Source organism: Pseudarthrobacter sp. O4 (assembly GCF_050157025.1).
GTDB lineage: Bacteria > Actinomycetota > Actinomycetes > Actinomycetales > Micrococcaceae > Arthrobacter.
The window spans coordinates 4,505,921-4,518,877 of record NZ_CP189591.1; the positions used below are offsets into that span (position 1 = coordinate 4,505,921).

9 protein-coding genes and 3 pseudogenes are annotated in these 12,957 nt (G+C 62.7%); 7 read left to right on the forward strand and 5 right to left on the reverse strand.

The window, feature by feature from the left end; all coding sequences use genetic code 11:
* The first annotated feature begins 1 nt into the window (after position 1).
* Complete coding sequence (locus ACQCSU_RS20830; RefSeq protein WP_426977255.1) at positions 2 to 1,606, forward strand: radical SAM protein; 1,605 nt, start codon at positions 2 to 4, stop codon at positions 1,604 to 1,606.
* A 2,023-nt stretch (positions 1,607 to 3,629) separates the two neighbouring features.
* On the opposite strand, the gene ACQCSU_RS20835 is transcribed toward ACQCSU_RS20830, so the two are convergent.
* Positions 3,630 to 5,020 (reverse strand): IS3 family transposase gene (locus ACQCSU_RS20835; RefSeq protein WP_426977257.1). Its coding sequence is split into 2 segments (ribosomal slippage): positions 3,630 to 4,669 and positions 4,669 to 5,020, totalling 1,392 coding nucleotides; the frame shifts between segments, so codons are not numbered across the junction.
* 159 nt (positions 5,021 to 5,179) lie between these two features.
* Positions 5,180 to 5,851, reverse strand: coding sequence for a transposase (locus ACQCSU_RS20840; protein ID WP_426977259.1), 672 nt, complete (start codon positions 5,849 to 5,851; stop codon positions 5,180 to 5,182).
* A gap of 83 nt (positions 5,852 to 5,934) precedes the next feature.
* Between ACQCSU_RS20840 and ACQCSU_RS20845 the strand changes: the two genes are divergently transcribed.
* The gene (locus ACQCSU_RS20845) at positions 5,935 to 6,126 is read left to right on the forward strand and encodes a hypothetical protein (RefSeq protein ID WP_426977261.1); all 192 of its coding nucleotides are present in this window, start codon (positions 5,935 to 5,937) and stop codon (positions 6,124 to 6,126) included.
* On the opposite strand, the pseudogene ACQCSU_RS20850 reads toward ACQCSU_RS20845, so the two are convergent.
* Both ACQCSU_RS20850 and ACQCSU_RS20855 read right to left on the reverse strand, forming a co-directional pair.
* Positions 6,033 to 6,440 (reverse strand): annotated as a pseudogene (locus ACQCSU_RS20850) (IS110 family transposase); the annotation flags it as partial. The gene ACQCSU_RS20845 and the pseudogene ACQCSU_RS20850 sit on opposite strands and share 94 nt — an antisense overlap.
* Before the next feature lie 94 nt (positions 6,441 to 6,534).
* Positions 6,535 to 7,308 carry an integrase core domain-containing protein gene (locus ACQCSU_RS20855; protein WP_426977263.1) on the reverse strand — a complete coding sequence of 258 codons (774 nt, stop codon included), beginning with the start codon at positions 7,306 to 7,308 and terminating at the stop codon, positions 6,535 to 6,537.
* Between ACQCSU_RS20855 and ACQCSU_RS20860 the strand changes: the two are divergent.
* The 5 genes and pseudogenes from ACQCSU_RS20860 (at position 7,296) to ACQCSU_RS20880 (ending at position 11,980) form a co-directional block, all read left to right on the forward strand.
* Positions 7,296 to 8,694: pseudogene (locus ACQCSU_RS20860) on the forward strand (IS30 family transposase). The gene ACQCSU_RS20855 and the pseudogene ACQCSU_RS20860 sit on opposite strands and share 13 nt — an antisense overlap.
* A 213-nt stretch (positions 8,695 to 8,907) precedes the next feature.
* Complete coding sequence (locus ACQCSU_RS20865) at positions 8,908 to 9,717, forward strand: fumarylacetoacetate hydrolase family protein (RefSeq protein ID WP_426977265.1); 810 nt, start codon at positions 8,908 to 8,910, stop codon at positions 9,715 to 9,717.
* A gap of 161 nt (positions 9,718 to 9,878) precedes the next feature.
* Positions 9,879 to 11,128, forward strand: a pseudogene (locus tag ACQCSU_RS20870) (IS256 family transposase).
* Positions 11,129 to 11,412: 284 nt separating this feature from the next.
* Positions 11,413 to 11,619 carry a ribbon-helix-helix protein, CopG family gene (locus ACQCSU_RS20875; RefSeq protein ID WP_426977267.1) on the forward strand — a complete coding sequence of 69 codons (207 nt, stop codon included), beginning with the start codon at positions 11,413 to 11,415 and terminating at the stop codon, positions 11,617 to 11,619.
* A complete protein-coding gene (locus tag ACQCSU_RS20880; RefSeq protein ID WP_426977269.1) occupies positions 11,612 to 11,980 on the forward strand; it encodes a type II toxin-antitoxin system death-on-curing family toxin in 369 nt (122 codons plus the stop codon). Before ACQCSU_RS20875 ends, ACQCSU_RS20880 begins: the two co-directional genes overlap by 8 nt.
* A 380-nt stretch (positions 11,981 to 12,360) precedes the next feature.
* Here the strand turns inward: ACQCSU_RS20880 and ACQCSU_RS20885 are convergent, their stop codons facing one another.
* On the reverse strand, positions 12,361 to 12,957 hold the full coding sequence (locus tag ACQCSU_RS20885) for a DUF4192 family protein (RefSeq protein ID WP_426979884.1): 597 nt from the start codon (positions 12,955 to 12,957) through the stop codon (positions 12,361 to 12,363).

Below are 12,957 nucleotides of genomic sequence, written 5' to 3' on the forward strand. Positions count from 1 at the left end.
GATGAATCCGTCCTCATTCGCTTCCCGGCAAGCTCTGCCCGGCCCCGGCCAGCCGCTGCGCGGAGACCGAATCCACCGGTACGTCACAGCCTTCTGTCCCCACTGCCACGAGACAAACCCCCAGCTCGCGCAGGTGCGGCGCCTCTCCGGCGCGCTGCTGATCCGCGATGACCGGGTCTGGCTCGAACGCGGCTGCCCGGATCACGGACTCGTCAGCACGTTGTACGACGAGTCTCCGGAAATTCTGCGCTACCTGGAGAAGTGGCAGGCGCCGACCAAGCAACACATCCCGGACCAGGCCGACAACTACCGCCAGGTACCGGAGGCTTACGCCTACGGGCTGCCCGCCATGCAGACGCAGCACACGTGCATCCTCCTGCAGGACATCATCGAGCACTGCAACCTGCGCTGCCCCACCTGCTTCACCGCCTCGGGCCCCCAGCTGCAGGGAGTGGCGCCGCTCAGCGAGGTGCTCGCGAATATCGATACCCGGCTTGCCCGCGAAAACGGGCGGCTGGACGTGCTGATGCTCTCCGGCGGCGAGCCGACGCTTTATCCCCATCTGGCCGAACTTCTGGATGAGCTCGTTGCTCGGCCGATCGTCCGGATCATGGTGAACAGCAACGGCATGCTAATGGCCACCGACGACGAGCTGCTCGCACTGCTGGCCAGGCACCGGGACCGTGTGGAGGTGTACCTCCAATACGACGGCCCGTCCAAAGAAGCATCCATCCACCACCGCGGGGGAGACCTGACCCGCTTCAAAGACATGGCCATCGCGCGCCTGTCCGAGGCAGGTGTTTTCACCACTTTAACGATGACGGCGACACTCGGCGTCAACGATGGTGAGGTCGGCGCCGTCGTCATGAGGGCTTTGGAAACCCCGTTCGTGGGTGGGGTTGCGCTTCAGCCGGTGTTCGGTTCAGGGCGCGGCCACGGCATCGACCCCACGGATAGGCTCACCCACACAGGCGTGCTCGAAAGGCTCGCGGAGCAAACCGGAGGGGTGGTCTCATGGCACGACCTGACAGCGCTCCCGTGCTCGCATCCGCATTGCGCGTCCGTGGGCTACATGCTGAAGGACGACTCAGGGGTCTGGCGTTCGCTGACAGCCCTCATCGGGCACGATCAGCTGCTGGCCTGGCTGGAACTCAATCCTGACAGCATCGCCAACCGCATCGCCGACAGCGCGATCCCGCTCGAGCTGCGCAACCTCATGAAGTCCTCCCTGCTGGACCTGCTGAGCGAGCAGTCCTCGCTGTCCCACCCGCGGACAATGGATCTTTGGAAGAACATCTGCACCCAGTGCGACCTCGGCATCGGCACACTCACCACACTGGCTGCCGGCAAGCTTCCAGGGCAGCAACAGCGGCTGCGCAGGCTCCTCGCCGAACGGGTCACCCGCATCATGGTGAAGCCCTTCATGGACATTTCGACCATGATCGAGGAACGGCTTACGCAATGCTGCGTTCATGTGGGCACGAAGAGTGACGCCGGCGATCATCAGTGTGCTCCGTTCTGTGCTGTTCAGGCGTGGCCGGCCCTGGCCAGGCAACGAATGAGCACAGCCACGGGCACGACGCTTCTCCCAGTCCGCCAGGTCTGAGTCAGCGATAGGGAGGAATGATGAGTTCCGCATCTGATGCCCGGCGTATTGCAGCCGGGCCATTGCCATCGCAGCTGGTGCGCTCCAAGCACGCAGGCCGGCACGGACACAGGCCTGACCCTGAAATGGATCCGCAGTCCCCGCCGACCTTCGATCCGCTGCGGCTCTGTATTTTCGCGACCGTTGCCCTGCTCGGCTGGGCAGCTGGTCCGGTGGCACTGGCCGTGTTCGCTGCAGTCGGATTCGCAGGCTATTGGAAAGCGCGACGGAGGGGCCTGACGAAGTCGAACTGCTACCTCCGCGATACGAGGCTGGTCTTGGCCTATCTGGGCATCCTCTTAGCGGCTGGGTTGTTGGGGATATATTCGATGGCAGCTCAACTGTTCGGCTCGTAAACGCCTCAGGATGTTGGCAGCCGCCTCATGCCTGTCCGGTGAGCGTCCCAATCGAAGTCGAGGTAATCATGGATATGAAACCGGAAGTCGGCGAACCCGATGCGGGACCCTGGCAAGCCGAGTCACTGGAAGGCTTGGTGCGGCGGTTACTGCCGGCAGCAGGACAACGTCCGAACCGCCCCTGGATTGTAGCGGTAGATGGAAGGAGCGGGGCAGGCAAGACCACCCTGGTCGATCGTCTACTAGCTCGAGTGCCGGACTCAGATGTCGTTCACACGGACGATGTAGCGTGGCATCTCTCGTTTTTTGACTGGGCCGATGAACTCCGTGACGGTGTCCTCGAACCCCTGCTCCAAGGCGAGGCAGTCCATTACCGTCCGCCGGGTTGGGTGGCCCGAGAACGTCCAGGTGCCATAGCTCTACCCGCCGGGCGTTCCGTGGTGTGGGTGGAAGGGAGCGGATCATCACGCCAAGCTCTCTCAGACCTAGTCGACGCTTCGATCTGGGTGCAGTGCGACAACTTTGAAGCCCGATGTCGCCTGCTGGCACGAGATGGCCAGGAAGAAGAAGAACTGCACAGGGAGTGGGAAGAACAAGAAATTCCCTTCCTACTTGAAGACCGGCCATGGGAGCGCGCTACAGTGATCGTGGCCGGAAGGCCGGCCCTAGAGTACGATCCGAATACCCAAGTAGTAACCGCTCAGCCGGCACCACCATGCGCGGAGATCACCTAACGCACGGATTTGCCATCTCCGCCCGCCACTGCGAATGCAACAAGATTGAGCGACTGACTGCTGGCGGGCCAAGAGTCCAAGTAGATTCCCGCACTGCCGTCAAGCAGCCTGGCAGGGCACATCTGAACCGTGAGGGATAGGCTTCAAAGAAGAACCCCTGCGGCACGAGTCATTTGCGCGTCGTTCTTCTCGGTAGTTCGAACACTTTCGCGTATCGGGGGCAACGCGAAAGTGGGAGAGCACGCCTTAAACGCCGATAACGGATGTTTCGTCGTTCTCGCACCGACGCGCTGGCGCCCAGGTGCGCTAACGGCCAGCCCAGCGAGTTAGGGATCGAGAACGGCGCAGGGCGAATTATTTGGTCCATCAGGATGGCTTCGCAAACCGGCAACGCGGCGTCGGGGGCGCCGTCACCCGTACGGGGGCGGACAGTCGCCTTGTCATGCGGGATCCCGCACGTTTGACAATGAGATGTGCGGAGAGGAGGAACCAACCGCCATGACACTCACCAAGTATCACCGCGTGCCTCGCCTCACGGGCAGGCGCTCGAACGCGGTCGCAGACCGGGCCCCAGCCGTGACTCCGGAGCCTAGCAGTTCGGAGCGGAAGGAAATCACGCTGAAGACGGAACGGCCGCGCTCGGAGTGGTGCGGCAGTCGCCTGCAGAGTGGAGGAAAAAGGGCAAAAGGGAAGTGTGGACAGTGATGCTCCTATTGTTGTCAATGGTCACTGAGCCACGTGCAGCACAGGCTACCGGGGCCGGCTTCTCCAGCCTCAAGGGTCTGCGATCGCTGCGCGACGGCCTGCGGCCGCCTTTGACCCCGGAGCCTCCGCGGCCCCGGTCTTGTAGTCAGCGCACGCGGAATTTGTCAAGGCGATTGAGGCCAGCGGGAGTTAGGCGGCTACTGCCGTAGCCATTCTGTTGGATGGGTTATTGATCCATGCCGCGTCGGGGATGGCCAGGATTTTCGGATCCCGTCTGGTGCTGAATCGTTCGGGGCTTCTCTCCCGGGCTGCGGCCAGCGTCAGGGAACGTTCGGTGGCTTTCGCGGCGGCAAGGCCGTAGTGGACGTCTGCCGGGGTATTTAGGCCGATCCCCGTGTGGCAATGGCGATGGTTGTATTGCTCAACAAAGGCGGCCGTGAAGGTCCTCGCGTCGGCCAGGGAGCCGAAGCGTTCAGGGAAGACGGGTGCGAACTTCAATGTCTTGAACCACGCCTCGCTGAACGGGTTATCGTTGCTTACCCGGGGCCGCGAATGTGACCTGGTCACCTCCAGATCGGACAGCAGTGCGGCAACGGTTTTGCTCGTCATGGAGGTGCCGCGGTCCGCGTGCACGATCTGCGGGATGCCGTGGATGCCGAAGATTTCCTTCATCATTTCCACCGCCAGCTCCCCTGACTCGTGGGCGTGGACGTAGACGCCGACAATGTAGCGGGAGTAGATGTCGATCATCACGTAGCAATCGAAGTACTTGCCCTTGACCGGGCCGGCCAGCTTGGTGATGTCCCAGCTGTAGACCTGGCCGGGGCCGGTCGCGAGCAGTTCCGGGATTGCCCGGGGTGGATGGCGGGCCTGCCGGCGGCGTTCCTTGACCTGCCTGTTCTCGGCCAGGACCCGGTAGAACGTTGAGATGGAACACAGGTAGGTCCCCTCGTCCAGGAGCTGGGCGTAGATCTGTACCGGGGCCAGGTCCACGAAACGCTCCGAGTTCACGGTGGCCAGGATGCGGGCCCGTTCGGCGGGGCCGATTTTGTTCGCCGGCACAGGCGCCGAAACGGCCACCGGGATCCGGGGCTTGCGGGTCGCGGTCGCCCGCGGGACGCCGGCCAGGACGGCCGCTTCCCTGGTCGGAATGTCCGCCCCTGTGAGGTCCGTGTAGATGCCCATCAGGGTTTCCTGTACCAGGGCTGCTGCTCCGCGCTTTCGGAGATATCCTCCAAAAGCTGCCGTGCTTTTTCCATGATGGACAACGCGGCCTCCGTCCGTACCAGCTTGCGTTCACTCACCTCCAGCTGCCGGCGTAGACGGGCGATTTCGACCTGCTCGGCAGTGAGCTTGCCGATCTTCTCACCGGGCTTCTTGCCCTCGAGCACTCCGGCGTCGCGGAGTTTGCGCCACTCGGTGATCTGGGAGGAATAGATCCCTTCGCGCCGCAGGTAGGCCCCGCCGCCGGAGCCGTCCCCGCAGGCGGTCTCGTAGGCATCCAAATGGGCCAGCTTTTGTGCCGGGGTGAATGACCGCCGAGGCCTTGGACCGCCGGCGCGAGGGCCAGAATTACTCATGGACCCATCTTCCCGCACCGGGGAAATTGTGGAGATAGACATTGATGCTGTTCCTGATTCTCGCCCTACGATTTTGCGGAGTTGCTATGAGCCGCTGGCCTCAACTCAGCCTGACACGTAGGGACGGGGCGCGCCAAGGCCGCCCCCTGGCGCGCGGCGCTACGCCAAGATTCGGGCCGACCCGCAATGCGGAGTTTCTACGCTTTCAGGGGATTGAGAGTTGAGCCACGTTTCGTAGCGTTTGTGGAAGTCGTTGTCGTGGGTGAGTCCGCGTTCGAGGCGGGACAGTGCGGTGGGCCAGACGTGGAGGGCGTCTGCGGCTTGTTGAAGGGTCAGTTGCTTGGCTGTGCGTACCGTCCGGAGGGTTCCGGCGTCGGGGCCGGGGCGCGGGTGGAGAAGCTGGTCGTAGATTTCCCGGGCGACGTAGCGCTTGAGGCAGCGCATGATTTCCTTGGTGCTCTTGCCCTCCTGGTGTCGCCTGGCCACATAGTCCTTGGTCCTGCTGTCGTACCTCATTCGCACGAGGACCACGCGGTGGATGGCTTTGTTGGCCTGCCGGTCGCCTGCCCGGCTGAGCCGGTGCCGGGAGGTCTTTCCCGATGATGCGGGGATCGGGGCGACGCCGACCAGTGCGGCGAACTTCGCTTCGGTGGTGACGCGCTCGGGGTTGTCTCCCACGGTCACGAGGAGCTGGCTGGCGACGTCGGTGCCCACGCCCTGCAGATCGCGCAGCATGGGTGCGTGGAGGGCGAGGATGGCGTCGAGTTCGGCATCGATCAGTGCCAGCTCCTGGTGCAGGTGCCGGTAGCGGACGGCGAGCCGTTTCAGCACGGTCGCGGTGCTGGTGGTCAGCTCGGACGGACGCTCCGGCGGGCCGTGTCTTCTCCAGTGCGGCCATCAAAGCGGGACTGGTCATGGCCCGGTATCTGGCGCGGATGGTCTCCGGTGCTGTTACCAGGATCGCCCTGACCTGGGCCATCACGGCGACCCGGGCCCGCATTGCCGTGGCGCGCTCCGCGCGCAGCACCCGCAACGATTCCACCGCCCCGTCCCGGGATTTCGGGGTGGCGCCGGCGCGGCCGGCCAGCACCGATTCGGCGGCCTGATAGGCATCGATCGGATCGGATTTTCCCTGCAGCCGACGGGCCTGCCGGTTCGGGCGCATCACCTCCACGACGTGAATGCCCTCACGGACGAGCACGCGGGAGAGCTCGGCACCGTAGCTGCCGGTCCCTTCCACGCCCGCGGCGAGGACCGGACCGAACTCTGCGATGAACTCGATGATGCCCTGGTAGCCGGAGCCCGCGGCAGGGAATTCCCGGTCGGCCACGTGCCGGCCGGTATCGGTGATGAGGGCGACGTGGTGGGTATCGGCGTGGGTATCGATCCCGGCGATGACTTTCAGATGTTCCTTTGCCATGATGAAACTGCCCTGACCTTTGCATGCGATGAGAAAAGGGCACGCCGGCCGGGTGGGCAGACAAGACAGTAATGGGACTCTTCGGAACAGGCTCCTATAAGGTCATGTCCACCTGGCCGCCGCGTTTACTGCGGTCGTGCCGCGGCGGACAGATCAATGTCAAGACAAACCCCTCACAGGGCGTCAGCCACACTTGGAGCCACGCCGCGACACAACCAATTCCATCATTACTGTCCACACTTTCGGCTTCGGATCGGGTCGTACATCGGCCGGACTGGGCCGGATAGGGGATGTTTTCAAGAGTTCCCAGTGTTTGCCAGGGCTGGAGTCCGGTTCGAGTCCCACCTCGGGCACAGTGTTTCCGCAGGTCAGATGCGTTTTTCTCTGAAACTGGTGCTTTTCCGTGTGGACAGTGTCCACACTCCGGCCTCTGACCTGGTTCTCCGGGGTGTGTGGGTGAACCGTCCCGGGAATCATGCCGCTGTTTGTTGGCGGCGTCGTCGGGTAACGAGCCGATTTCTCGAGCATAGTATGCCTGCTCGAATTCCTCTGGCGTCTGGTGATCCAGGGCGGAATGTAAGCGTTGGTTGTTGTACGAGTGGACCCACTCGAAAACGATCTCCACAACGTCGGTTTCGGTTTTCAGCGCCCCGGCGCGGAACGGTGAATCCTTCGCGACGGCCTCGTTCTTGAACAGCCCCATTACGGTCTCGGCGGCGGCATTGTCATAAGCGTCACCCACGCTGCCGATGGATGGCTGCAGGCCCTCCAGTGCAAGGGTGTCGGTGTAACGGATGGAGGTGTACTGGGCGGTTTCAAGTGGTCGTCGCAACACCTCTATCTGGAGGTGCTGAAATGGGACGACCATTGGGATGGGTGGCTGCTGCGACGGGGAGGCCGGCGATGCGTTCGCCAGGCCGGCCCGCCAGTTTCGCGGAGCGAGCATCGGCAGCGTTTCTGGGAGGCGATCGCTCGAGGTGTCACGAGCGAGGAGGCCGGCGTCGTGGCGGGCGTGTCATCAGCGGTGGGAACGCGCTGGTTCCGTGACGCTGGGGGGATGCCACCGTCGAAGTTCGAGCCTGCCACAGGCCGCTATTTGTCCTTCCTTGAGCGCGAGGAGATCGCGATCTGTCGCGCTTACGGGCACGGCGTACGGGAGATCGCCCGGCACCTGGGGCGTTCTCCGTCAGCAGTCTCTCGAGAGTTACGCCGGAACGCTGCGACCCGAGGCGGGCAAATAGAATATCGCGCAGTGACCGCGCAGTGGCATCGGGATCGTCGCGCTACCCGCCCGAAGATTGCGAAGCTGGCTGCCAACGACCGGCTGCGGCAGTATGTTCAGGACCGTCTCGCTGGGACGATCACAGATGCCGATGGCAGGCCGATTCCTGGACCGAATGTGCCGTGGGCAGGGCGTCGTCACGGCCGTCGCAAGGACCGGCGCTGGGGAACTGCTTGGAGCCCCGAACAGATCAGCAACCGGCTCCGCCTCGACTTCCCCAACGATGGTTCCATGCGGATCTCACACGAGGCCATCTACCAAGCCCTCTACATCAAGGGCCGTGGTGGGCTGCATCGGGAGTTGTCGGCGTGTCTGCGGAGCGGACGAGCGCTGCGGGTGCCGCAGGCGCGTACCCGCGGCCGCGGTAAGAAGTTCATCACGGCCGAGGTGATGATCGGTATCCGACCGGCCGAGGTTGACGACCGGGTTGAGGCCGGCCACTGGGAAGGGGACCTGATAATCGGGCTTGAGAGCTCGGCGATCGGCACGCTCGTCGAACGCACGACGAGATTCACGAAGCTGCTACATCTACCCCGAATGACCACTCACGGAGAAGAGGCTCAGGTCAAGAATGGTCCGCCATTAGCCGGCCATGGTGCCGAAGCTGTTCGCAAAGCGATTGCCTTCCAGCTCGGCACCCTGCCCGAGCAGTTGCGTCGGACTTTGACGTGGGATCAGGGTGCCGAGTTGGCCCAGCACGTCCAGCTACGGGCCGATGTTGGACTCCCGATCTACTTCTGCGAGCCGCACAGCCCTTGGCAGCGAGGCACCAACGAGAACACGAACGGGTTGCTCCGCCAGTACTTTCCCAAAGGCACTGACCTCGCCAGACACAGCAGTATCGATCTCGAAGCCGTCGCCGCCACGCTCAACAACCGGCCCCGGTGGTCCCTTGGATGGAAAACACCAGCCGAGGCAATGCACGATCAGCTAGTCTCGGTCACACAAGCCGGTGTTGCGACGACCCCTTGAACCTAAGCTGGCTGCCAGCATCTGAATGATGGATCAGTCCCGCCTGTGCCGGCCGGCCGGCCGGTGTGTTGGCGTCGCCACAGGGCCATTCTCAGGCAATGTTCGACGAACGCGGTGTCCTTGACAGTTGAGGTTTCCCAGCCGACGATCGCGCGGGAGTACAGGTCGATGACCAAGGCAACTTAGACGAATCCCGAGTAGACCGGGACATAGGTGAAATCCGTCGTCCGCCGCGTCGGAGAGGTCGACGGCGACCGCCTCGTCCCCCTGGCCGCACTCACCGAAATCGGGGCCGGCACGCCCACCAATGTGCTCGCCGAGTCCACACGCCTGCCTGACGAATCCGTCGAGATCGCCGCGGTGACGCTGCGCCCGATCTCCCCGGCCGCTGGCAAGATCATCTGCGTGGGCTTGAATTACAAGGCCCACATCGAAGAGTCCCATCGGGAGCTGCCCACCTATCCCGTGCTGTTCCCCAAGTACGCCTCCAGCCTCATCGGGCCCACCGACGACATCCTCCTGCCCCCCGAAGCCACCCAAGCCGATTACGAGGGCGAGCTGGCCGTCATCATCGGCCGGTCCGCCCGGCGCATCAGCGAAGAGGACGCCCTGGATCACGTTCTGGGGTATTCGGTCTGCAACGACGTGACCATGCGCGAGTACCAGTACAAAACCCACCAATGGATGCAGGGCAAGGCCTGGGACAATTCCACTCCCATCGGTCCCTACGTCATCACCCCCGACGAAGTGGACCTGGCCAGCGCAGGCATCCGAACCATCCTCAACGGCGAGGTCGTCCAGGACTCAGACCTGTCCTACCTGATCTTCAGCATCCCGAAACTGATCGCGACTATCTCGGAATTCACCACTCTGCAGCCCGGCGACGTCATCCTGACCGGAACCCCCGCCGGCATCGGTTACCGCCGAACCCCGCAACTGTTCCTCAATGACGGTGACACTGTCACCGTCGAGATCGATGGTGTCGGGTCCATCACCAACAAAGTGACCACAGAAGCCGCCTGACAGGCTTCCATACGTGAAGCGGGCGCCTCGACCATCTGGATCCAGGCGCCTGCTTCACCACCAAACACGGGGTCCCGTCCTGCGGCCGGGGAGTGTCTGAATAACGGTGGATCCGTGGTTGGCCTGACACGCCGGGCTGTGGCTGGCGGGAAGGACCGATCATGAGCGAAACACTGGATCCCATGGCGACTGATGAGGATCAGCAAGAGTTGGCGCAGCAGCTCCTGGCCCAGGCCAGAGAACAGGGTACCGACCTCGTGGGCCCGGGTGGGTTGTTGAACCGACTCACGAAGAACGTTTTGGAGACCGCTCTGGAAGCGGAAATGGACGAGCATCTCGGTTATGGAAAGCACGACGTGGCCGGGCGCGGAAGCGGGAATTCCCGTAACGGCACCCGCACGAAAACCGTGTTGACGGAGATCGGGCCGGTGGAGATTGATGTGCCGCGGGACACCGGCTCCACGTTCGACCCGCAGACGGTCAAGATGCGGCAGCGAAGGCTGACCGGCGTGGATGAGATTGTGTTGTCGCTGAGCGCGAAGGGCCTCACGACCGGCGAGATCGCCGCCCATTTCGGGGAGGTGTTCGGTGCCAGGGTATCGAAAGACACGATCTCCCGGATCACCGAAAAGGTGATCGGTGAAATGACCGAGTGGCAGAACCGGCCCCTTGACCGGGTGTTCCCGGTGGTGTTCATCGATGCAATCCACGTCAAGGTCCGCGACGGGCAGGTCACGAACCGGCCGGTCTACGTCGCGATCGGCGTCAGCGTCAACGGCGAACGCGACATCCTCGGGCTGTGGGCCGGGGACGGCGGGGAAGGCGCGAAGCTCTGGCTCTCCGTCCTGACGGAAATCAAGAACGGCGGCGTGGAGGACGTCTGCATCACCGTCTGCGACGGGCTCAAGGGCCTACCGGAGGCCATCAACACGGCCTGGACCGCGCCGTGGTCCAGGCCTGCATCGTCCACCTGATCCGGAACACCTTCCGGTTCGCGGCCCTGCAGTACTGGGACGAAATGTCCCGGGACCTGCGCCCGGTCTACACCGCTCCGTCCGAGGCCGCGGCGAAGGAACGGTTCGTCGACTTCTCGGGCAAATGGGGCCAACGGTACCCGGCGATCACGCGGCTCTGGGAGAACGCGTGGAGCGAGTTCGTGCCCTTCCTGGACTACGACGTGGAAATCCGGCGGGTCATCTGCAGTACCAACGCCATTGAATCCGTCAATGCCCGCTACCGGCGCGCGATCCGCGCCCGGGGACATTTCCCCACCGACCAAGCCGCACTGAAATGCCTCTACCTCGCCACCCGGGCACTGGACCCGACCGGCAAAGGCAGGGCACGATGGGCAACAAGGTGGAAGCCGGCCCTGAACGCCTTCGCCATCCCCTTCGAAGGAAGAATCAACTAAATGCCAGCCACGGTTCCGCCGTTAAACGGATACTCCCTTCGGCCATGAATGTCGAGCAATGGTTGCCCGACAGCTGAAGCAATTTACACGGGAACGGCTCATTGAAACAAGGGCGACGAGGTGCACCGCCCCCGGTTTTGTTGAACCTTGACCTTGCGAGCTGGTGCTAGTAGAAGAATGTTCACCATATGGGGCGGAGTTCCGCCACGATGTTATTGATGTGGGTGTGGAGTCCAAGTCGATGTGGGCATAAGGACGCGGTACCGCCTTGGTACCATGTTGATATGGCCATGAATTTGCGCGTTCCCGAAGATCTCGACCGTCGGCTCGATGAGCTTGCTGCCGAGGAACATACGTCCAAGTCCGCGCTGCTGCTTCAGGGAGCCGAGCTGGTTCTCCAGCGCCACCGCCGTAGCCGCGACGTTAGCGCTGGGATGGCGTTCGTCATGAATCACGATGCGGAGCTGCTGCAGCGACTTGAGGATGCATGAGTACCTCGAAATAGAAGATGCTCTGCACGTCGTTGATCGGTATGGATTTCATGTTCGGGACATTGGGCTTCTTGCCTCGGCCCTGGTCCGCCCGGCCACAACCGTTATGGGTGTCGAAGCCTATCCTGAATTGGACATGAAGGCGGCTGCCTTGATGGAGTCGGTGGCCCGTTTTCATCCTCTTATTGACGGCAACAAGCGCACAGCCTGGACGCTCATGGTGCTGATGCTGTGGATCAACGGATATCGCCATGACTTCACGACTGATGAGGGTTTTGACCTGGTAGTGGGTGTTGCTGCCGGCAGCGTGGAAATTCAGGATGCTGCGTCCTTGATTTCCCGGCACATGATCCCACGCTAGGTGTGCTCGGAGGGCCAAAAAAGGAGGGTGTGCACAATGTGCACATCTTGAGCTTCAGACTGGGTCGTACATCGGCCGGACTGGCTCGGATTGGGGAGGTTCCCGGGGGAGTGGCGGATTTGCAGGGCCCGGAGTCCGGTTCGAGTCCCACCTCGGGCACGTGTTTTCCCTGGTCAGAGGCGTTTTTCTGAAATTAGTACTTTGGAGTGTGCACATTGTGCACACTCTTGCCTCTGACCTAGTTCTCCGGGGGTGTGTGGGTTCCCGCAGGCCCGTATTCGGTTGTGGGGGAGCGGGCTCAGTCCGGCGGGCCGTGTCCTGCCTGAACGGGCTTTGTCTGGGAGTTCATCCTTCTTGTTCCTTTCCCTTGGTTTTTGTCTTCAGCACTTCATGCCGGCCGGGGCCGGATGCAACATGACTTGCTGATTATTTTTGGCCCAGGACCAAAGGCTGACGGCGAGTTCCGATATATCTCCTGTAAGGCGTTCATGCGGGATGTAGGCGGAACGGCATGACGTACCTGCGTTTGAGAGATACACGTTGGTCACCCTTCCGTCTGTGGAGCATACGCAGCAGGAATTTTGATCCGCTGTGATTGCGTGCCGCGGTTTTCGAGTGGCTCCGTAACGTCCCGCCGTCGTCGGCCTCATCTTCCCAGCGACTGGAGTCCAGGTTGATTCAAGGCACGTGAGGCGGAGGGCCCCTTCGTCGTCCATGTTCCAGCCGGAGACCATTCCGCAGCCGATCATTAGGTCGCTGAGCCTGGCCAGACGATTAGTGGGGTCGGCTTCGAGGGCGAGCTCCAGGAACTGGCGGGCTTTGCTGCCTCGGCCTTCCCGCCAATTGATGTAGGCGACCGCGGTGAGGATGGGCGCGGAGTGTCTGGTGCTGTTGTGCGTGTAGGCGTGGAGCAGCAGCTGCTGGGCCCATTCGACTCCGGACCACTGAGGCCCGCCATGGGTTTGGGTGACGACGAT